Genomic DNA, 20,815 nt, shown 5'->3' on the forward strand with positions numbered 1-20,815 from the left:
AAACGCCCGGCACGTACTGGGAATACAACGACGTGCGCATCAACCAGTTCTCGCTGGCGCTGCTGCACCTGTTCGGCCGTCCGTTGCCGGAGGTCTTTCGCGAAGCGATCATGCAACCGCTCGGCGCCAGCGATAACTGGCAGTGGGTGGGCTACGACAATGCGTGGATCGAGCTGGGCGGGCGGCGCGTGCAGTCGGTGCCGGGCGGTACGCATTGGGGCGGTGGTTTGTCGATCAGCGCTAACGATCAGATGAAGGTGTCACGCTTGTTCCTGGATCAGGGCAAGGTCGACGGCCGTCAGATCATCTCGCGCGAGTGGTTGGAACGCATGGTGACGCCGTGTGCGCTTGCGCCGTTCTACGGCTATCTGGTGTGGCTCAACCACGAGGGCAAGGTGTTTCCCAGCGTGCCGGCGTCGAGCTACTTCGCCATCGGTGCGGGCAGCTCGTTCATGTGGATCGAACCCGAGCGTCGCTTGTCTGTCGTCGTGCGCTGGCTGGACCCGGCCCATGCGGATGAATTCTTTGGCTTGGTGTTCAAAGCGATCGACGCGAATCGGGCGGCCTGATCCGCGATCAGACAGAACGCAGAAGACAGGACCCATAGGCCGATCCCGCTCGAGCGCTAACTGAGTCGCATCGTTCAGCTCTTCAAGAACTCCAGCAGATCGGCATTGACCTTATCTTCCATGGTCGTGCACATCCCGTGCGGTGCGCCTGAATAAATTTTCAGCGTGGCGCTCGGGATGATTCTTGCTGACAGCATGCCTGCGTCGGTAATTGGCACGATCTGATCGTCATCGCCATGCATGACCAGCGCGGGCACGCGGATCTTGCGCAAGTCCTCGGTGAAATCGGTCTCGGAGAACGCCTTGATGCACTCGTACTGGGATTTCATCGAACCGGTCATGCCCATCAACCAGAACTGATCGATGACGCCTTGCGATACCTTGGCACCCGCACGGTTGTACCCATAGAAGGGCAGTGCGAAATCGCGGTAGAACTGCGCGCGGTTGCTCGCCACGGACGCGCGAATACCATCGAAGACGGAAAGCGGCAGGCCACCGGCATTGTTTTCGGATTTCAGCATGATGGGCGGCACGGCGCTGATCAGCACCGCCTTGGCTACTCGCTGGGTGCCATGTCGGCCGATATACCGGGCGACTTCGCCGCCGCCTGTCGAATGGCCCACCAGGGTCGCCTTATTCAAGTCGAGCGTGTCCATCACCGTTGCAAGGTCATCGGCATACGTGTCCATGTCGTTGCCACGACCTGGCTGGCTCGATCTGCCATGGCCGCGCCTATCGTGGGCAACGACGCGGTAACCGCGCTCGCTCAGGAACAGCATTTGCGAATCCCATGCGTCCGCGTCGAGCGGCCAACCGTGCGAGAAGACCACGACCGGGCCTTCGCCCCAATCCTTGTAATAGATTTGCGTGCCGTCCTTCATTGCGATGTGGTCGGTAAGCTGCGTTTCCTTGTGCGTCGGCGGCGGGTTTGGATGAGCCTGAGGCTTGGTCGCTTTTGTCGCAGCCTCAACGGTGAACGATACCGAGGCGGCTGCCGCTGCCACGCCTGCACCGGCAATGATGGCCTTGCGGCGTGAATTCGAGGGGGCTGAGGGTGGGCTTTTAGAGGTCACTTGAGGCTCCGTGCAGTGTTTGATGAAACCCGGCCGATCGAAAGACCGTCTAACACCATACGCCCAGGCATAACGAGGTCTGGTCGGAAGCGCACACTGCGTGTGCTTCTTGTTCGTTTCCTGACTTGTTTCCTTGAATATTGCCTTACACATTGCAAGGTGCCGCGGCCTTTGCGTATTCGGCAAGAAATCGCGTTCGCCAGTAGACTGGCGTCAGAACCTGCTGTGGATTGCAGCATCAAACCGTGCAACGTCAATGCGTGCAGCACGCGCTTCGCTGTGCACGCCGCGATATTTTTTTTCGCGCGATACGCGAGCGTTTCTGTCGCTCTTATGGAAGGTGTTTTTATGCAAAAAGGTACCGCTCTTATTGTCGGGGTGACCGGCGTTTCCGGCCACAATTTAGCGAATGTTTTGGTCGCCAGCGGCTGGACCGTTTACGGATTGGCACGCCATCCGCTCACGCAGGAGGGTGTGATCCCGGTCGCGGCGGATTTGCTCGATGCCAATTCGACCAGCGCCGCTTTGGTCGGCTTGCCCATCACGCATGTGTTTTTCTGTACGTGGACGCGGCGCGCCACCGAACGAGAGAACGTCGAGGCGAACGGCGCGATGATGCGCCATCTATGCGATGCCTTGTCCGCAGCGCCGCTGCGGCACATGGCGCTCGTTACCGGCACCAAGCATTATCTGGGCGCATTCGAGAACTACGGGAGCGGAAAGGCAGAGACGCCGTTTCGCGAAAGCGAGCCCCGTCAGCCCGGCGCAAACTTCTATTACACGCTGGAAGACTTGTTGTTCGCCGCCGCCAAGCAGCATGGTTTCGGTTGGAGCGTGCATCGCTCCCACACGATGATCGGCCGCGCTCGTGGCAGCAACGCCATGAACATGGGTGTGACCTTGGCCGTATACGCGTCGTTGTGCAAGGAGACTGGCCAGCCGTTCGTGTTCCCGGGCTCCCGTGCGCAATGGGATAGTCTGACCGACATCACCGATGCCGGATTGCTCGGCCGCCAGCTGGAATGGGCAGCACTGTCGCCGGCGGCACGCGATCAGGCCTTCAACACCGTCAATGGCGACGTGTTTCGCTGGCGCTGGATGTGGGGCGAAATTGCGGCGTTCTTCGGTCTGGAGGCTCAACCGTATCCGCAGCAGCCCGTACCGCTGGAAGCCAGGCTGAAGGACTCGGCGCCCGCACAGTGGACGAAGTTGGCCGAAAAATATGGTTTGGTCGAAGCGGATGTGAACAAGTTGGCGTCCTGGTGGCATACCGATGCCGACCTGGGGCGCGAGATCGAATGCGTCAACGACATGACCAAGAGCCGCGATCTGGGCTTCCTCGGCTTTCACGATAGCCGGGCGTCCTTCCTTGAGTTGTTTACTGCGCTAAGAGCTCAACGCGTTATTCCTTGACGTCGACTCATGTGCGGCTCATGTGCGGCTCATGTGCGGCTCATGTGTTGCTCATGTGTTGATTTTGTGCTGATTTTCTCCTCGTTTTGGCCTCATTTGGCCAATTCGGGGCCGCGACCCTAACATCAGGAAACTCAACGATGACCGTAGATACCTCCCCAGTTTGGTTTATCACAGGATGCTCGTCAGGCTTCGGCCACGAACTCGCGAAGCTCTTGCTCGCTCGGGGCACCCGAGTGGTGGTTACGGCCCGCGACAAAGCACGGCTCGCCGATCTGGTCGCGGGTGCCGAAGAACGGGCGTTGGCGCTCGATCTCGACGTCACCGACTCCAAGCAGATCGCCGCTGCCGTGCAGCAAGCGCAGACGCGCTTCGGCAGTATCGACGTGCTGGTCAACAACGCGGGCTACGGGTATCAGGCATCGGTGGAAGAAGGCGAGGATGCCGAGATCCGCGCGCAATTCGAGGCGAATGTGTTCGGCTTGTTCGCCATGACGCGTGCCGTATTGCCCGGGATGCGAGCGCGCCGTAAGGGGCACGTGATCAGCATCAGCTCGGTGGCCGGCTTCATGGGGTTCCAGGGCTCCGGCTATTACGCCGCGTCCAAGCACGCGGTCGAAGGATGGTCGGATGCTTTGGCGCTGGAGGGCAAGCCGCTCGGCATCAAGGTCACCTGTGTCGAGCCGGGACCTTTTCGCACCGATTGGGCCGGCCGCTCATTGCGGCAGACGCCCAGCCGCATCGCCGACTATGCCGAAACCGCAGCTAGTCGCATGGCGATGACCACGCAGCGCAGCGGCAATCAGCCCGGCGATCCGGTGCGTGCCGCCCAGGCGATCATAGACATCGCGGCGCTCGATAATCCACCGCGCCACTTGGTGCTCGGTGCGATCGGCATCGAAAACGTGACGCAAAATCTCAACACGAGACTGGCGGAAATCGAGGCCTGGCGCGAGGTCGGGATAGCGACCGATTTCCCGACAGCGCAGTAACCGGACCTACCGCGGGCCCGGGTTCAAAGTCTCAGGTTCAAAGCCGCAGGTTGGTCTTGGCGAGCTCCACCACCTCGTCGCCCCGGCCATTCAGTATCGCCTTGAGCATGTACAGGCTGAAGCCCTTGGCCTGTTCCATCTGGATCGCCGGCGGCGTCACGAGTTCGTACGTGGCGGTCACGACATCGACCAGCGCCGGCCCGTCGTGCGCGAGCGCTTGCCGTAGTGCCTCCTTCAGATCGTCCGAGCGCTCCACGCGCAAGCCCAGCACGCCCATGGAATTGGCCATCGCGGCGAAGTCGGGGTTCTTGAGGTCGGTCCCCGTATCGAGGTAGCCGCTCGCCTTCATTTCCATCGCGACAAATCCGAGCACGCTGTTGTCGTACACAATCACCTTGACCGGCAAGCCCAGTTGCACGAGGGACACAAAATCGCCCATCAGCATTGTGAAGCCGCCGTCGCCCGACAGCGAAATCACTTGCCGTTCCGGGAACGCCGCCTGCGCGCCGAGTGCTTGTGGCATCGCGTTGGCCATGGACCCATGATTGAACGAACCGATCAGCCGCCGCTGGCCATTCATCTGGAGGTAACGTGCCGCCCAGACAGTGGGCGTGCCGACATCGGCCGTGAATATCGCGTCGTCATCGGCTAGTTCGCTGACCAAGCGCGTCAAATACTGCGGATGAATGGGACGGTTCGCGGGCGCGGGCATGGCCAGGTCATCGAGGCCTTTACGCGCTTCCTGATAATGCTTAAGGGCGGCCGCGAGAAATTTTCGATCCGTTTTTTTCTGCAGCTTAGGCAAGAGCGCAGCTAGCGTTTCAGTGACTTCGCCCACTATGCCAAGGTCTAGCTTGGCGCGCCGCCCCAGCGATTCAGGCGCAATATCGATTTGCACGATTTTTGCATTGGTCGGGTAAAAATGGCGATACGGGAAGTCGGTGCCCAGCATGACCAGCGTGTCGCAGTTGAGCATTGCGTGATAGCCCGAGCTGAAGCCGATGAAGCCGGTCATGCCGACATCGAACGGGTTGTCCCATTCGACGTGTTCCTTGCCGCGCAAGGCGTGCACCACCGGTGCGGCCAGCTTGTCGGCGAGCGCCACCACTTGATCATGTGCGCCGGCGCAACCGCTGCCACATAAGAGCGTAATTGCCGAGCTGTTGTTCAGTAAGGAGGCGAGCAGCGCAATATCCGCGTCCTGCGGGACTACGCGCGGCTGCCTCAGTACCGGCCAATGGTCGGCGGGCACGCTCGCTTCCAGCAGTGCAACGTCGCCGGGAATCACGATCACGGCCACGCCTCGCCTGAGAATGGCGGTGCGCATGGCGCGATGCAATGCCTGTGGCATTTGCAGCGGATTCGTGACCAGCTCGACGTAGTAGCTGCATTCCTTGAATAATTCCTGCGGATGGGTCTCCTGGAAATAACTGAGCCCGATCTCCGAGGAGGGAATCTGGGCTGCGATCGCCAATACCGGCACATGATTGCGGTGGGCGTCGAACAGGCCGTTGATCAAGTGCAGGTTGCCCGGGCCGCAACTGCCCGCGCACACCGCGAGTTCACCGGTAACGGCGGCGTCTGCGCCAGCGGCGAAGGCCGCGACTTCCTCATGGCGCACATGCATCCATTCGATGGTTTCCATTTTGCGCAAAGCGTCGCTGAGCCCGTTGAGGCTGTCGCCGGTCACGCCCCAGATCCTCTTGACGCCCGCGTGCTCTAGCGTTTTCGCCAGTTGCGTGGCGATATTCTGATTTGCCATGTGTCAGCTCCGGTTGTTGGAGAATGCAATGTCGATCGCAAGGTGGATCGCGGGGTGTTCGGCTAGGCTTGCTTGCTTCTCGGCTCGATCTTCAGCTTGATGTGCGGGGGCACTCGGCTGATTCGGTTTTTCCCCCAGCTTTGTATTCTAGGAAATGCAGACACGCTCTGCCGCGTTTTACTTTACAGCGTCTTATTTACACCTGTTAATTGCGCGTGCGCAGCGCAGCGGGCATTGATTACCGCATAGGATGCGCAAGGAAGAAGCGCATCATCTCGGCACTAGCGTCGGGGCCTTTCGGGTCCGTATAGCTACCGCTCGCGCTGCCGCCGCTCCATGCATGAGGAGCACCGTGTATCACCCACAGTTCCGCATCGTAGCCCTCGGATGATGTCAGCCATTTGACAGCGCACGCGCGTTGGTTCGGCTCGGCGGGCGGTGTGGCGCTGCCGGTCGCTACTTTTTCGTCATAGCCCTCTACCAATTGCAAGGCATTCGACAGGTTCACGGTAGTGTCGGCGTCGCCGTGAAATACGATCAACGGTCGCGTGGGCGTATAGACGCTCTGCGGTTTTGTCTGCGCAAGCGCTTGCGCCATCCGCCGGCCACCTTTCATCGCGGCGAGCGCGGACGGCAGATCGTGTGCACTGCCGTAGGGCAGGCCGGAATGCACGCCCGCGGCGGCGTATATGTCGGGATAGCAACGAATCATGATGTCGGCCATTGCGCCGCCAGCCGAAAGCCCGGCCACATACACACGAGCGGGGTCGACGTTGTGATGCGCCATCACTTCGCGCGTGATACCGGCGATCAGCGAGGGCTCGCCTTTGTCGCGATGCTGATCGGCGGGCGTGAACCAGTTCCAGCACTTCGACATGTTCGCCTTCTGCGGCTGTATGGGGTAGGCGACGATGCACGGGTGGCGCTCGGCCAGCGCATTCATCTGCGTTCCGGCGGCGAAATCGTCGGCGTCTTGCGTGCAGCCGTGCAACATGACGATCAAGGGCAGCGGGCCGCCCGGGTTGGTGTCCGGTATGTAGAGCTTGTACTGGCGCTGGCCTGCTGCGTTGGAAAAGGTGTGCGTGGTGAAGTTGCCACGCTCCGGTACGTCAGGGCGAATCGGCGTGGGTGCAGGTGCGGGCGCTAAGTCGGCCACGGCGGCCATCGCCTCGGTAAAGCGGTCCAGATGCTGCTGCACTTGGGTTTGCACACGCATTTGCGCCTGCATTTGCGGCTGAGTCGACGCTGGCTTCTGTGCCTGCGTCTGGCGCTGTGTTTCTGCCGTTGTCTTTAAAGCCTCGGCATCGTCTGCAGCGTTCTTGTCGCCACACAGCGCCCGTTTGATTGCCTTCGTCGCTTCGACAGGGCCATTGTTACGAAGCAATGTCATGGCTTCGCGCATCGAGCTTAAAAAACCGTCGTTCAATTTCATCATCAGTATCCTGTTATGCGTTTTATCGGGTCCGGGGGGGGGGCTCGCGGACTAGCCGATTCGGTCGGCGAGCGCAGCCTTTACGGCGGGTGTCGCGTGAAAGGCGCCAAGCACGACAATCGAATTGATCGTCGCACGCGCCAGTTCGGGCGAAACATCGGCGGCGATGCTCGCCAAGCCCAGCACTTGAACGTCCAGTTGTTCATTTGCCGCCCGTATCGCCTCGAGGTCCGTCTTGGAAAAATGCTGCAGGCCGAGAACAAGCGCTCGGCGCACCACGGATTCCTGCACGACCTGTGCATGTATGGCTAGCTGGTTGCGAATTGCCGTGCGTATCAGATCGGTGCGATTCGAATAAAAACCTTCTTCCACGAGCAAATCGATTTGCCCCAGGTCGATCGGCCCAAGATTGATCGTGATCTTTTCAGTCTCGCCCCCCTTGGGTCGAAGCATCGCTAGAACCTGTTGTTCTTTCATAAAACACTCCATATACCATCCATATAGATGGTTATAGGCTGGTAAATAGGCTGCGTCAATGCCAACTTTAAGGGTCAAACGGGGGCGTTTTGGGTCAACGATCCTATCGCCCGAGCGCGTGCAGGCGCAGTCCGCGCCCAAGGCGCCGCGCTGGTCGGTCGATCTACGGCTGGACCGAGCGAGAAAACGTCGGCGTAAGATGTGTGCAATGGAACGAGTCGCCGATCGTGGGGTCGGACATTGCGAGAGGCAAAGACGGAAAAGGCAGATTCGAATCGAACCGTCGGCCCATGCAACGCCATACGGAACTAAGACCATGGATTTCGCCGATTTGCATTCCCAAGCCGACTGAAGTGCCTATGCTTGCGCTCACGGTTGTCGTTACGCTCACGGTCGTCGTTACGCTCATCGTCGCTTTGGTCGTCGCGAATTTTTCCAGTGGCGAGAAAAAGGTCGAGCACAACATCGATCGACTGTATTCAAGCGACGATCCGCAGTTCGTCCGCTCGATGGGTTTGCTGCTCGGGCCACCCGTAACGTCTGGGAACCGCTACGAAGTGCTTTTGAACGGCGACCGGATTTTTCCTGCCATGCTGGAAGGCATACGCTCGGCGACCCGGACCATCACCTTCGAGACCTTCATCTATTGGTCGGGAGAAATCGGTCAGCAATTTGCCGATGCACTGGCTGACCAGGCACGCGCCGGAATCGCGGTGCATGTGCTGCTCGACTGGGTGGGATGCTCAAAAATGGATCATCGCTACCTGGACCAACTCAAGCGAGCGGGCGCCGAGGTCATCCAATATCACCGGCCGCATTGGTCGGGCCTGGGGCGTATGAACAATCGCACGCATCGCAAGCTGCTGATCATCGATGGCCACACCGGTTTTACAGGCGGCGTGGGCATTGCCGAAGAATGGACTGGCGATGCGCAGGATCCGCAGCACTGGCGCGATACGCATTTCCGCGTGGAAGGTCCGGTGGTGGCACACATGCAATCGGTGTTCATGGATAACTGGATCAAGGCGAGCGGCAACGTGCTGCACGGGCCTGCGTATTTTCCGGCGATCGCGGAACGCGCCGATAGCGGCGAGGGCGTGGCGCATATGTTCGGTAGTTCGCCCACCAGCGGCAGCGACGACATGGAGTTGATGTACCTGATGTCGATCACGGCCGCCACGCATTCGATCCATTTGGCGAGCGCTTATTTCGTCCCGGACGGCCTGGCCATCAATGCGTTGGTGGAGGCCGCGCGGCGCGGCGTGAAGGTGAGGATCGTCACGCCGGGCAAGCGCATCGATACGCATACCGTGCGCGAAGCCTCGCGTGCGTGTTGGGGCGACCTATTGAAAGCGGGCGTGGAAATTTTCGAGTATCAGCCCACCATGTTCCACTGCAAATTACTGGTCGTCGACGAGTACCTCGTTTCGGTCGGTTCGACGAATTTCGACGCCCGTTCGTTCAAGCTCAACGACGAAGCCAATCTCAACATCTACGACCGCGAGTTCGCTCGGGAGCAGGTTGCGATCGTCGAAGCGGATATCGCGAAGTCGCAGCAGGTGACGCTCGAAGCCTGGTTGCACCGTCCGTTGCCGGAAAAGTTGATCGAGAAAGCGGTGCCGTTGATCGATTGGCAGTTATGATGCGGCGTGCCGGTCGGACTTTTGCGCGCAGCTTGAGAGCGGGGATTTAAAGCGGGAATTTTCGCCAGCTTTTGCGCGAGTTTTGTGGCAGGCCACGCACTGTAAATACAACGCCTGGACTTCATTGGAGACAACATGGCTTCCCCACCGGAAAAAGTCAGCATGGCGCTGTTCTGCGACTTCGAAAACGTCGCACTCGGCGTGCGCGACGCCAACTATGAAAAATTCGACATTGCGCCGGTGCTCGAGCGCTTGCTGCTCAAAGGCAGCATAGTCGTGAAGAAGGCCTATTGCGACTGGGAGCGTTATAAAGGCTTCAAGGCCGCGATGCACGAAGCCAATTTCGAACTGATCGAAATTCCGCATGTGCGACAGTCGGGCAAAAATTCGGCCGACATCCGGCTGGTCGTCGACGCACTTGATCTTTGCTATACGAAGTCGCATGTCAATACCTTCGTGATCATCAGCGGCGACTCCGACTTCTCGCCGCTGGTGTCCAAGTTGCGCGAGAACGCCAAACACGTGATAGGCGTGGGGGTGAAGCAATCGACGTCGGACCTGCTGGTGGCCAATTGCGACGACTTCATCTTTTACGACGATCTGGTGCGCGAGATGGCGCGTGAGACGGGGCGCGGTTCGGCCAAACGCGAAACGCGTGAAACCCAGCCTGCCGCCAAGCGCACGCCCGATGAAGAGAAGCGCCGCAGGCAGGAGGCGGACAACCGCAAGAGCAAAGGCGTGGATATTGCCGTGCAGACATTCGATGCGTTGCTCTCCGAGCGCGGCGATAGCGGCAAGATTTGGGCGTCGGTGTTGAAAGACGCGATCAAGCGACGCAAGCCGGATTTCAACGAGTCGTACTATGGCTTCCGCGCGTTTGGCAATCTGCTTGAAGAGGCTCAGCGGCGAGGGTTGCTGGAGATCGGGCGCGACGAGAAATCGGGAGCGTTTGTTTTTCGCAATAGCGCCGGGGATGCGCAGAGTGAGGACAGGGCTGAACAGCGCGTGGCGCTAGAAACCGTATCCGGCACGTACAGCTTGGACGCTGCGGAGGTCGCGAATGGCTCGGACGCTTCGGCGCCTGGGTCGTCGACATCTGTGTCATCGGCGCCCGGTGCATCGAGCGCAGCGGAAGGCCAGCAGAAGGCGGCTCGAAAAACGCGCGGGGGCCGCAAACCGGCCGTGAAGAAGCCAAAAGCGGGTGGGGCGCAGGAGAGTGGTGTGCCGTCGCAGGAGCTGCAGGCACCTACGCCTGCGCTCGCACCTGCGTCTGCACCCACAGCCGAATTAGCGGCCGCGCCGAAAGCGCCCGCTGAAGGGGCTGCCGCCAAGAAGCCACGGACCTCTGCTGCGCGTAGCCGTCGACCACGCAAGGCAGCGCCACCGCCAGAGGCTTGACGGGCCAGGGCGGTCGGACTGTATTCGTTGGGCCACGGCGATTGGGCTGCAGCGATCGGAGTGCAGCAGATAGGCCGCAATGAAAGGGGAGCTGTCGCGCACTAGCGCGATGGCGTCATCGACACTGGAGGTTCGATGATGAAACGACACACGTCAGAGGGGCCGCGCAATAACATGCAGCGGCGCTTCTATCCTCGCTTCTATCTTCATTTCAATCTTCCTGCGCATCGCTTGATCATGACGGCGCTGCTAAGCGGCTTGTTTGCGGCTGGCGCTCAATGCGCCGCTATGGCCCAAACTCCCGGCACGCACGATGCCGCGGAGCCCAGCGATGCAATCGGGGACGCCGCCGCGTCGACGCCTGCCGCACCCCGCCGCCCGCGCGGCGACACGGCCAACAATCCCCATGCCGAGGCGCGGGCGGACACCGCCAACAATCCTCATGCCGAGGCGCGGGCGGACACCGCCAACAATCCTCATGCCGTGGCGCCAGCGGACACCGCCAACAATCCCCGTGCCGAGGCGACGGCGGATACCGCGATACCCGTGCCGCCGGAGACCACGTCGGTCACCCGGCACGCGATCCACGTAGGCGGACACAAGATCGACTACACCGCGACCGCCGGCAACTTGCTTCTGCGCAACACCTTGGGCCAACCTGAGGCGAGCGTGTTCTATGTCGCCTACACGGCCGACACGAAATCCCCGGCTGGCCGGCCTGTGACATTCCTCTTCAATGGCGGCCCCGGCGCGGGCACGGTCTTCCTGTTGATGGGCTCGATCGGGCCCAAACGCACGCTTACGTCCAGCCCGGCTATTACCGGCCCTGCACCCTACGTCGTCACCGATAACCCGGAGAGCCTCATCGACAAGACCGACCTGGTTTTTATCGACGCGGTCGGCACGGGTTATTCAAAGATCGTGGGCCATGGGACTGCGAAGCGTTTTTTTGGCGTCGACGAAGACCTCAGCGCGTTCGAGCGCTTCATCGAGCGCTATCTGACGGACAATCAGCGCTGGAATTCCCCCAAGTATCTGCTGGGCGAATCCTACGGAACCGCGCGCGCGGCCATGCTGGCATATCGCTTGAGCGAGGACAACATCGCGCTCAATGGCGTGATACTCCTGTCTTCCGTGCTGAATTCAGCCGGCCAGGCGCCGGGCTACGATTTGCAATATGAACATTACCTGCCGACCTATGCGGCCATCGCCTGGTATCACGACAAGATCGTGCCCAAGCCGCCCAGCTTGCCGGCCTTGCTCGACGAAGTACGCGCCTACGCAATGGGGCCTTACGCCCATGCGCTTGCCGCGGGCGATGCGCTATCCGATGCCGAGCGCGATGCCGTTGCTGCCCGCGTCGCACACTACACTGGCCTCGATGAATCGTACGTCAAGCAAAGCCGATTGCGCATTTGGCCGGCGCGATTTCGCAAACAATTGCTCAGAGACGAGTCGCGCAATGTCGGCCGCTACGATGCACGCTTCGAAGGCATCGACTACGACGACATCGCGGACCGTACCGACTACGATCCTTCGGTGACCAGCGTGGCAAGCGCATTCGACGCGGCGCTGCATCAATATCTTGCGCAAGACTTGCACTTCACCACGCCGGACCGGTATCGCGTATTCAACGACGAGGCGCTGAGGCAATGGAATTGGAAACATCGCGAGTGGTGGGGCGAGGAGCTCGCCGAACCGTATGCGGGCGGCGACCTCGCCGAGGCGATGCGACAGAATCCACAGCTACGCGTACTTTCGTTGAACGGCTATTTCGATGTGGCGACGCCGTTTTTTTCCACCGAATATGATGTGTCTCATATGGGACTTGATCCATCGCTACGCGCCAATGTGCAACTCAAGTATTATCAAACCGGGCACATGGTTTATCTGGACGATGGCGCATTGAGCGCTTTGAAAGCGGATTTGGCGCGTTTCTTTGATACGGGAGCACGCTGATTCCATCATGACGATCCGCTGCGATAGTTGGGCGGGATGTAGCGCATGGAACGCGGCGCACGCGATGCAGCGCATGGAACGTAGCGCAGGAATGTTGCGCATGCGTGGCGGTCTGATTCGATTTTAGGCGTATAGTCGTGCTGGATATTTGCTGCATCATGGATATCGCGCGACCCACAGATTACCCCAACCCGTTCTGAAATTGCCTGAACCGCGGGAACCCGCCGCAGTCTCTGCTTGTCAGCAAGGTACGGGCGGGTCCACCAGGCAGACCAGTCAGCGTAACCGGAGGTGCGAATGCATGCAGATTTACCCCAAGCTGTCACAAACGATTTATCCGACATGGATGCCGAAAGCGCGCCCAAGCATGACTTGCGCCGCGTGGATGCTCACCCCGATCATTGGTACCCGGTTGCCTGGTCGCGCGAAGTAAAGCGCGGCAAGGCAGTCGGCGTGCGCTTTGCCGGGGACCCTATCGTCCTGGTGCGAACGGAGTCGAATGCGGTCTTCGCGCTCGAGGATCGTTGCGCACACCGACAGGTGCCGCTGCACGCGGGCGTGGTGGAGGGCGAATCGATCAAGTGCTGTTACCACGGTTGGACGTACGACTGCAGCGGCCGTTGCATCGACGTGCCTTATCTCGGTCGCGAGCGTTTGCCCAACGGCGTGCGTGCCTATCCGTGCCGCGAAGAGGAAGGGTTGATCTTCGTGTTTCCGGGTAATGCCGCGCTCGCTGCCGAGGTGCCGTTTCCCAAGCTCGGTTCGGTCGGCAACAAGGCCTACAAGACGCGTCGCTTCGGGCGTGAGGTGCAGTGTCATTACACCTTCATGCACGAGAACCTGATGGACATGAACCACCAGTTCATGCATCGCAAGCAAATGGGTCAGATGCGCGCGCGCATGCTCGCGCGCCGACGCGGCGACGGATGGCTGGAGGTGGACTACACGTTCGCGCGCCTGGGCGGCAAGCAGCCCATCGGCGAGGCGATCGTCTTTGCCAAGAAGCCGAACGAGAACCAGAACGACAGCGATGTCATGACGGTGCGCACCGAGTACCCGTACCAGACGCTGAAGATCGTCACTTCCTCGGGCAAGATGGTGATGGATCTCTGGATTGCGTACGTGCCGCTCGACAAAGCGCAGCGGACCAATCGCACCTTCGGTCTGTTGTCGATTCAGCGGCCGGGCATACCCGGTTTGCTCGATATCGCATGGCCTTTGTTGGTGTGGTTTACCGAACGTATTTTCAAGGAAGATCGGTGGATCGTCGAACGCGAGCAGGAAGCGCATGATCGGCAAGGTGGCGACTGGAACCAGGAAGTCTTTCCTATCATCAAGGAACTGCGCAAGTTGCTTGGCGAATGCGGTGTGCCGAGCGTGTCCGATCGTAGCGCCACCATACGCATAACCCCGATATGAAGGCTGGATACCGGCACTAGAGCAGCGGCATTCTTTCCGACGAGCGCGCCATCCTTCGGCGCGCTCCATTTCTCTCCTGTACCTCATACCTTCTCCGTGAATCTCCCAGTAGGAGCCATCGCGTTGATGAATTCCGTTCCTCTTTTCTCCGGTACTTCGTGTATTTCCCAATAGGGTAGTCACCACATTGACGCGTCGAAAGCTGTCGTCTATTGTCTACAAACCGAATACATACACGAAAGCGTCGCTCCGATGTCGAAACTTAGCCCCGCGTCGCTGGTCGATCTGGCAGCGGATGCCTTGCGCGAGCGCATCCTTTCCGGTGCCTTGAAGCCCGGTGAGCGTTTGCTCGAAGAGCAACTGGCGGCCGAGCTCGGCATTAGCCGGCCGCCGCTGCGTGAGGCATTAAGACTGATCCAGAGCGAAGGCCTGGTGCAATCGCTGCCGCGTCGAGGCATGATCGTGGCGCCTTTGGACGAAAAAGACGCATGGGAAATCGCGACGCTGCGCTCGGCTCTGGAGCGTACCGCCATAGAGCTCGCGTTGCCGATTCGACAGCCCGAGCAGTTGACCGAGTGTCGCCACGCCTTGAGCGCGATGTCTGCCGCAGCCGCATCGAATAGTCGGGGGCCGTTTATAGAGGCGTCGTTCCGCTTTCATCTGGCGGTCGTTCAGCTCGCGCGTCACGACCGGCTCACGGCGGTCTTCAAGTCACTGTCTCTGCAGATGCACTTATGCATGGCGCTCAACGTGCGCACGCGAGAAGAGCAGTTGGGGGAATCGTTGAAAGCCAACGTACAACGGCACGAGGTGCTGTTGGACTTGATCGAGGTCGGCAATCTGGAAAAAGTTTTGGCGGCATTCGTGGCGCACGGCGAACGGTCTTTTTTGACTGAAATAGCCCATGCAGGTGCGCGCACGTAAGGACGTTCCGTACGGATGTAGCACGCACGGATGTAGCACGGACGTAGTCGAAAATAGGATAAGTAACCCGCAAGAGAAAGAATCGATGTCTAAACGTTAGATCTTGGATCAGCGGACGTTCGAGCCGCGCACACGGAGACAGGCCATGACAGCCATGAAGATCCCGATGTTCCGTCGGGCCACCACGCGCGTGTTGTTTCTGCTATGCGCGATGTATTTCATCACGTATATCGATCGAGTCAACGTCAGCACGGCCGCGAGCCAGTTCGGCGCGGAGCTCGGGCTGTCGCATACGCAGATCGGCTTTGTGTTTTCGGCATTCGCCTATCCCTACCTGATCTTCCAGATCATCGGTGGATGGGTCGGCGACCGGTTCGGTCCGCGCCGAACCTTGGCCGTATGCGGGGTGATCTGGGCGGGAGCGACAGTCATGACCGGGTTGGCGGGAGGGTTCACTTCGCTGATCCTGGCGCGCTTACTACTGGGCCTGGGTGAGGGCGCGACGTTCCCGACCGCCACGCGCGCCATGTCCAACTGGATGCCTGCCGACAAACGCGGCTTGGCGCAGGGCACGACACACGCGGCATCGCGCATCGGCAACGCCGTGGCGCCGCCGCTGATCGTATGGATGATGGTCGCGACCAGTTGGCGTGGCGCATTCATCATCACGGGGATCATCAGCTTCATGTGGGCGCTCGTCTGGATCTGGTATTTCCGCGACGATCCGCGTCAACACTCGCAGATCACCAGCGAAGAGACCGTCACGCTGTCTGCCTACTCGGGTATCAAGGAGCGCCTGCCCGTACCGTGGCGCGCGCTGCTGGCCCGCATGGCACCGGTCACGGCTGTGTACTTCTGCTACGGCTGGGTGCTGTGGCTGTTCCTCGGCTGGATTCCGCAATACTTCCTGCACAACTATCACATGCAGCTGGGCAAGTCCGCGCTGTTCGCCTCAGGCGTGTTCTTCGCCGGCGTGATCGGTGACTGGCTCGGCGGCATCGTGACCGACCGGCTGCTGCGCAAGAGTAAGCGCCTGCGGCTAGCACGCAACGTGATGGTCGGCGTGTGCATGTTGCTTACGCTGCTGTCGCTTGCACCGATCATGTTGATGTCGGATATTTCGATTCCGATGGCGGCGGTGTGCCTGAGCTTAGGATTTTTCTTCAACGAAATGACGATCGGCCCGATGTGGGCTGTGCCTATGGACATCGCCCCCAAGCATGCAGGCACGGCGAGCGGGATCATGAACTCCGGCTCGGCGCTTGCCGCGATCATCAGCCCTGTCGTCGGCGGCTGGCTGATCGACCGCACCGGTAATTGGAATCTGCCCTTCGTGGTGTCGATGGCATTGATGGCGGCGGGCATTGCGCTGTCGTTCACCATGCGCCCCGATCGCGAGTTGGGCGCAGCTCCGGCACAGAACGAGCCCGCGACGAAGTTCGTCTGAGATCGCACCCGGCACTGCATTGCATCGCATAGCAGTGCTGGAAGAGAGGCGAACGACAGCTGCAACATGGCAGTGGCAAAACGGTAGTGACACAAACAACGCTACCAACCCTACAAGCCTCAGGAGACAACGTGAGCGAACCCTCCATCGTGGTCGAACGCGACGCGTCGATCGCCACCGTCATCATCGATCGGCCGGCCAAGCTGAACGCGATGACCAAGCCATTGTGGCGCTCGCTTGGCGAGACCATCGAGGCACTCTCCGCCGACGACACGGTGCGCTGCATCGTGCTGCGCGGCGCGGGCGAGAAAGCGTTCTCGCCAGGCAACGACATTGCGGAATTCCAAACCGACCGCTCAAATGTCGAGCAGGCACGCGCATACGGTGCGGTCATGCACCGCACGCTCGATGCGCTCAAGCGTTGTCGGCATCCCATCGTCGCGATGATTCATGGTATCTGCGTAGGCGGAGGGCTTGAGATCGCCGCGATGTGCGACCTGCGCATCTGCGGGGAGTCGAGCCGCTTTGGCGTGCCGATCAAGAACCTGGGCTTGGTCATGGCGCACGCCGAACTGGAAGGGTTGGTGCGCCTCGCGGGGCCTGCAGTGGCGCTGGAAATACTGCTCGAAGGGCGGATCTTCGATGCGCAGGAAGCATTGAGCAAGCGCCTGGTCACACGCGTGGTGCCCGATGGCGAGGTGAGTGCCGAAGCGCTCGCAACGGCCACGCGCATCGCGGATGGCGCGCCGCTGGTCGCGCGTTGGCACAAGCAGTTTGTCCAGCGCGTGATGAACCCGGCGCCATTGAGCGAAGCGGAGCACGAGCAGGACTTCGCCTGTTTCGGTACCGAAGATTTTCGCACGGGCTACCAGGCCTTTCTCGAGAAGGTCAAACCGAACTTCAAGGGGCGTTGAGATGAGTACCAATGGAAACGGACCTTTGAGCGGGATGCGCGTGATCGAACTCGCGCACATCATGTCCGGCCCGATCTGCGGCATGATGCTCGCCGACATGGGCGCAGATGTCATCAAGGTGGAAAAGATCCCGGGCGGCGATGATTGCCGGCGCTTTGCGCCCATCCTGCCCGGCGGCGAATCGGCCTCGTTCATGATCGTCAATCGCAACAAGCGCGGGATCGGGCTGAACCTCAAGACCGACGGCGGCCGCGAGGTATTGCGCAAAATGCTCGCCACCGCAGACGTGGTGACCGAGAACTATCGGGGTGGCACGATGGAAAAGCTGGGCATGGGCTACGAGGTGCTCAAAGCGGCCAACCCCGGTTTGATTTATTGCGCGATTTCCGGTTATGGGCGCAGTGGTCCGATGGCGGACAAAGGCGGCTTCGACCTGATCGCGCAGGGCATGAGCGGCTTGATGAGCATGACCGGCGAACCGGGGCAGGCACCGATCAAGGCGGGGTCGCCCGTAACAGACATCAACGCGGGCATCCTTGCCGCGCTGGGTATTTGCGCGGCCTACGCGGGCAAGCAAAAGACCGGCCTCGGTCAGATGGTCGATACGTCTTTGTTCGAAGCGGGCTTGCAGCAGATGTACTGGGCATTCGCGAATTATTTCGCCGATGGTACCGTGCTGCCCAAGGCGGGGTCGGCCAATCCGACCAGCTCGCCGTACCAGGCATTTCGCACGCGTGATGGCTGGGTGAATATTGGTGCGGCGAACCAGAGCAATTACGACCGGCTGGTCGGGGTGCTGGAGATTCCCGGTCTGGCTGCCGACGAGCGGTTCCAGACTAACGCCGGGCGCATGAAGTATCGCGGTGCGCTGGTCGAGATCCTGACAGCGCGACTGATCGAGCGCACGACTGCCGAATGGCTTGCGACATTCGACGCGATCGGACTGCCTTCAGGGCCCGTGCTCGAAGTGCCGGAAGCTGTGGCCCATGAGCAGACCGTTGCGCGTGGAATGATAGTCGAGACCGAACATTCCACGCTGGGGCGCGTGCGAGGGCTCGGGTTGCCGATTCATTTTTCCGACGGCCGCACTCAGGAGTCCTTGCCAGCGCCGTTATTGGGCGAGCATACGGAGGACGTGCTGCATGAGTATGGGTTTACCGACGCGCGTATCCGTCAGTTGCGGGACGAGGGCGCGATCTTGGAGGCGGTTGCGGTCGAATAGCGATGGCGCTAGCGGTAGCGGTAGCGGTAGCGGTGGCCTGGCGGGTGGCCGGTGATGACACCGTCGCCGCGGCTGCCCCCATTACCGCTGCGCCGTTCTGCCGCGCTTATCTAGCCTACCGGGAGCCGGAGGAGCGAATATCGCGCGCGACTCGGCAGGCAGCCAGATCCCACGCCGCGCATCCCACGCTTTTGAATAGCAGGGGTTTGTGCACTGGCACAGGGTGCTCAATAGCATGTGCCAGCGATCCCACATTCGCCCAATCCATCTTGGCCTGGATCAAGTCGCCGGCCTCATGCTTCGCCCCGAGCGGATCGTCGACAAATACCGTACTTGCCAGCACGATGTCCGCCGCAATCTCGGCCGCGTCGGGCGTGAAGGCGCCAACACCGATCACGAGCCGCGCAGTACTCGGCGGCTCTTTGTACACCGGGGTTTTACTGGTCGTGAGCGTAACGACGACTTCGACATCGTCCGGCGTGCCGCTTACGGGTACCGGGCGCAGATTCGGTGCTGCCGCGCGATTGCGCTCACAGAACGCCGCCGCGCTGCTGGGCGTCGAGCCCTGTACATACAAGATCGCCGCGGGAAATAGCTCAGCCAGAACTTCTGCGTGATTGACAGCCTGCTTACCGGTGCCGATCAGCAGCATCGCTTTGGGTGACGTGGGCCACAAGGTCTGGATGCCTAGCGCCGTTATGGCCGCCGTCCTGCGGCCGGTCACGGTGGGCCCGTCGAGCACGAAAAGCATCTCGCCGGTCACCGGGTCACAGGCCATGACTTGTCCATGTATGGTCGGCAAACCCAGCGCCTTATTGCCCGGGCACACATTGACGAGCTTATGGATCGCGATATCCTGCGCGCTCGCGGGCATCGACAACATGACGGCACCGCCCTGTAACGGCACCACGAGCCGTTCCGGGCTGACGATACGTCCGGCGGTATAGTCCAGAACCGTTGTTTTCAGATTGGCTACAAGCTGTCTATACGGCAAGAGCGCAATGGTCTCTTGCTCGTTGTAAATCTTGGTCACACTTACCTCACTAAGAAGCCATATGTCAGTGGGTCACGCTCGTCGATGATCCAATTTCCAAAGCCGCAAATATAGGCGTTTCCTTCAACCTCAGGAATGACCGCATCGAATTCGCCGAGCTTCACTTCTTTCAGCACGCGGCCTTTGAAGATCGTGCCGATCACGGACTCGTTGACTAGCGTCTCGTCGCGGCCGAGTTCGCCGCGTAGGTAGAGCTGCGCCACGCGACCGGCGGTGCCGGATCCGGTCGGCGATCGATCGACCTCGCGGTCTGCGAACACGCAGCAGTTAGCCTGCGTGGAACCAGGGTGACGCGGTGCATTGGCAATGATCGTCCCGTAGATATGATTGATCTCGGGGATTTCCGGATGTACGACCTTGAAGGCGTCGTTCGCGGCGATCTTCACTTCGGCGCCGAAGCGGATCAACTGTTCGATCGACGATTCGCGCACCGGCAGGTTGTGCGGTGCGCCGTCGGTATAAAAGTAAAATGCGCCACCGAAGGCGATGTCGCCGGTCACGCTGCCAAACGATGGCGTGTGCACTGTCACGTCGCGTTTCCAGATGAAGGAAGGCACATTCACGAAGCGGACGTTGCCGGCGTGGTCACCGTCCCATTTGACAAACGCCTCGATGAAGCCACACGGTGCATCGATGCCTACGCGAGTTTCCGGGGAGGTGCGGGGCACCCAACCGAGTTCGACAGCGGCCGTTGCGAGCCCGATCACGCCGTGGCCGCAATGGTCGCTGTATCCCTCATTGTGTACGAAGATCACGCCGAAATCGGCGGTTTCGCTCACCGGTTCGGTCAGGTAGCCGCCGTACATGTCGGCGTGGCCACGCGGTTCGAACATCAATGCTCGTCTGATGTCGTCCGCGTTTTCCCTCAGCCACGCACGCCGTTCGACGATCGTTTTGCCCGGCATGCGGGGCAGGCCGCTGGTGACAATGCGAAATGCCTCGCCACCGGTGTGAACCTCGACGGTACTAATCGCCTTGGTGATCTTCATTCCTACTCCGATTGATGCTTGAAACTTTCCGTTGCCGGCTGGCTGTTGGCAACGGTATTGCTTGTGCTGTTAGCTGCGCTGTCGCCGGCGCAGTGGCCTACTCAGTTACTGACACGGTTGCCGACGTG

Annotated in this window: 17 protein-coding genes; 11 read left to right on the forward strand and 6 right to left on the reverse strand. The window is 60.5% G+C overall.

Translation table 11 applies throughout. The features are described from left to right. Positions 1-569: serine hydrolase (locus GSQ77_RS13120; protein WP_158902695.1), on the forward strand; the 569-nt coding region annotated here is incomplete at its 5' end. Positions 570-643: 74 nt separating this feature from the next. On the opposite strand, the gene GSQ77_RS13125 is transcribed toward GSQ77_RS13120, so the two are convergent. Further along, positions 644-1,450 carry an alpha/beta fold hydrolase gene (locus GSQ77_RS13125; protein ID WP_254067615.1) on the reverse strand — a complete coding sequence of 269 codons (807 nt, stop codon included), beginning with the start codon at positions 1,448-1,450 and terminating at the stop codon, positions 644-646. A 540-nt stretch (positions 1,451-1,990) separates the two neighbouring features. Here GSQ77_RS13125 and GSQ77_RS13130 point away from each other — a divergent pair. Both GSQ77_RS13130 and GSQ77_RS13135 read left to right on the forward strand, forming a co-directional pair. After that, entirely contained in the window at positions 1,991-3,055 is a 1,065-nt protein-coding gene (locus tag GSQ77_RS13130; RefSeq protein WP_158902701.1) for an SDR family oxidoreductase, read from the forward strand. A gap of 140 nt (positions 3,056-3,195) precedes the next feature. After that, positions 3,196-4,047, forward strand: a complete 852-nt coding sequence (locus GSQ77_RS13135; RefSeq protein WP_158902704.1) for an oxidoreductase — start codon at positions 3,196-3,198, stop codon at positions 4,045-4,047. Positions 4,048-4,084: 37 nt separating this feature from the next. Here GSQ77_RS13135 and poxB read toward each other — a convergent pair whose 3' ends face one another. The 3 genes from poxB to GSQ77_RS13150 form a co-directional block, all read right to left on the reverse strand. Then, positions 4,085-5,809, reverse strand: coding sequence for a ubiquinone-dependent pyruvate dehydrogenase (poxB, locus tag GSQ77_RS13140; protein ID WP_158902706.1), 1,725 nt, complete (start codon positions 5,807-5,809; stop codon positions 4,085-4,087). Between the two features lie 238 nt (positions 5,810-6,047). Continuing rightward, a complete protein-coding gene (locus GSQ77_RS13145) occupies positions 6,048-7,241 on the reverse strand; it encodes a PHB depolymerase family esterase (protein ID WP_158902709.1) in 1,194 nt (397 codons plus the stop codon). Between the two features lie 51 nt (positions 7,242-7,292). Then, complete coding sequence (locus tag GSQ77_RS13150; protein WP_158902712.1) at positions 7,293-7,718, reverse strand: CopG family transcriptional regulator; 426 nt, start codon at positions 7,716-7,718, stop codon at positions 7,293-7,295. Between the two features lie 359 nt (positions 7,719-8,077). Between GSQ77_RS13150 and cls the strand changes: the two genes are divergently transcribed. From cls to GSQ77_RS13190, 8 genes are all read left to right on the forward strand, one after another. Further along, on the forward strand, positions 8,078-9,361 hold the full coding sequence (gene cls / locus GSQ77_RS13155; RefSeq protein ID WP_158903025.1) for a cardiolipin synthase: 1,284 nt from the start codon (positions 8,078-8,080) through the stop codon (positions 9,359-9,361). A gap of 135 nt (positions 9,362-9,496) precedes the next feature. Continuing rightward, on the forward strand, positions 9,497-10,759 hold the full coding sequence (locus GSQ77_RS13160) for an NYN domain-containing protein (protein ID WP_158902715.1): 1,263 nt from the start codon (positions 9,497-9,499) through the stop codon (positions 10,757-10,759). A gap of 135 nt (positions 10,760-10,894) precedes the next feature. Continuing rightward, positions 10,895-12,718 carry a peptidase S10 gene (locus GSQ77_RS13165; protein WP_254067573.1) on the forward strand — a complete coding sequence of 608 codons (1,824 nt, stop codon included), beginning with the start codon at positions 10,895-10,897 and terminating at the stop codon, positions 12,716-12,718. Positions 12,719-13,060: 342 nt separating this feature from the next. Further along, positions 13,061-14,137 carry an aromatic ring-hydroxylating dioxygenase subunit alpha gene (locus tag GSQ77_RS13170; RefSeq protein ID WP_254067574.1) on the forward strand — a complete coding sequence of 359 codons (1,077 nt, stop codon included), beginning with the start codon at positions 13,061-13,063 and terminating at the stop codon, positions 14,135-14,137. A 252-nt stretch (positions 14,138-14,389) separates the two neighbouring features. Beyond that, on the forward strand, positions 14,390-15,061 hold the full coding sequence (locus GSQ77_RS13175; protein WP_158902721.1) for a GntR family transcriptional regulator: 672 nt from the start codon (positions 14,390-14,392) through the stop codon (positions 15,059-15,061). A 166-nt stretch (positions 15,062-15,227) separates the two neighbouring features. Next, positions 15,228-16,508, forward strand: a complete 1,281-nt coding sequence (locus GSQ77_RS13180; protein WP_158903029.1) for an MFS transporter — start codon at positions 15,228-15,230, stop codon at positions 16,506-16,508. Positions 16,509-16,639: 131 nt separating this feature from the next. Beyond that, complete coding sequence (locus GSQ77_RS13185) at positions 16,640-17,422, forward strand: enoyl-CoA hydratase/isomerase family protein (RefSeq protein ID WP_158902724.1); 783 nt, start codon at positions 16,640-16,642, stop codon at positions 17,420-17,422. 1 nt (position 17,423) lies between these two features. Next, positions 17,424-18,644, forward strand: a complete 1,221-nt coding sequence (locus tag GSQ77_RS13190; protein ID WP_254067575.1) for a CaiB/BaiF CoA-transferase family protein — start codon at positions 17,424-17,426, stop codon at positions 18,642-18,644. A gap of 115 nt (positions 18,645-18,759) precedes the next feature. Here the strand turns inward: GSQ77_RS13190 and lhpI are convergent, their stop codons facing one another. Next, positions 18,760-19,677 carry a bifunctional Delta(1)-pyrroline-2-carboxylate/Delta(1)-piperideine-2-carboxylate reductase gene (gene lhpI, locus GSQ77_RS13195; RefSeq protein WP_254067576.1) on the reverse strand — a complete coding sequence of 306 codons (918 nt, stop codon included), beginning with the start codon at positions 19,675-19,677 and terminating at the stop codon, positions 18,760-18,762. Between the two features lie 2 nt (positions 19,678-19,679). Beyond that, on the reverse strand, positions 19,680-20,687 hold the full coding sequence (gene lhpH, locus GSQ77_RS13200; protein WP_158902727.1) for a trans-3-hydroxy-L-proline dehydratase: 1,008 nt from the start codon (positions 20,685-20,687) through the stop codon (positions 19,680-19,682). Positions 20,688-20,815 lie beyond the last annotated feature (128 nt).

The sequence above is a fragment of the Burkholderia sp. L27(2015) genome, from assembly GCF_009765705.1.
Lineage (GTDB): Bacteria > Pseudomonadota > Gammaproteobacteria > Burkholderiales > Burkholderiaceae > LMUX01.

Bases quoted from the DNA above. Each gene is read 5' to 3' on its own strand.
- GSQ77_RS13130 (WP_158902701.1), top strand. From the start codon at position 1,991: ATGCAAAAAGGTACCGCTCTTATTGTCGGGGTGACCGGCGTTTCCGGC.
- GSQ77_RS13180 (WP_158903029.1), top strand. From the start codon at position 15,228: ATGTTCCGTCGGGCCACCACGCGCGTGTTGTTTCTGCTATGCGCGATG.
- lhpH (WP_158902727.1), bottom strand. From the start codon at position 20,687: ATGAAGATCACCAAGGCGATTAGTACCGTCGAGGTTCACACCGGTGGC.
- GSQ77_RS13170 (WP_254067574.1), top strand. From the start codon at position 13,061: ATGGATGCCGAAAGCGCGCCCAAGCATGACTTGCGCCGCGTGGATGCT.
- GSQ77_RS13125 (WP_254067615.1), bottom strand. From the start codon at position 1,450: ATGAAGGACGGCACGCAAATCTATTACAAGGATTGGGGCGAAGGCCCG.
- GSQ77_RS13175 (WP_158902721.1), top strand. From the start codon at position 14,390: ATGTCGAAACTTAGCCCCGCGTCGCTGGTCGATCTGGCAGCGGATGCC.
- GSQ77_RS13165 (WP_254067573.1), top strand. From the start codon at position 10,895: ATGATGAAACGACACACGTCAGAGGGGCCGCGCAATAACATGCAGCGG.
- GSQ77_RS13145 (WP_158902709.1), bottom strand. From the start codon at position 7,241: ATGAAATTGAACGACGGTTTTTTAAGCTCGATGCGCGAAGCCATGACA.
- poxB (WP_158902706.1), bottom strand. From the start codon at position 5,809: ATGGCAAATCAGAATATCGCCACGCAACTGGCGAAAACGCTAGAGCAC.
- cls (WP_158903025.1), top strand. From the start codon at position 8,078: ATGCTTGCGCTCACGGTTGTCGTTACGCTCACGGTCGTCGTTACGCTC.
- GSQ77_RS13160 (WP_158902715.1), top strand. From the start codon at position 9,497: ATGGCTTCCCCACCGGAAAAAGTCAGCATGGCGCTGTTCTGCGACTTC.
- GSQ77_RS13190 (WP_254067575.1), top strand. From the start codon at position 17,424: ATGAGTACCAATGGAAACGGACCTTTGAGCGGGATGCGCGTGATCGAA.
- GSQ77_RS13135 (WP_158902704.1), top strand. From the start codon at position 3,196: ATGACCGTAGATACCTCCCCAGTTTGGTTTATCACAGGATGCTCGTCA.
- GSQ77_RS13150 (WP_158902712.1), bottom strand. From the start codon at position 7,718: ATGAAAGAACAACAGGTTCTAGCGATGCTTCGACCCAAGGGGGGCGAG.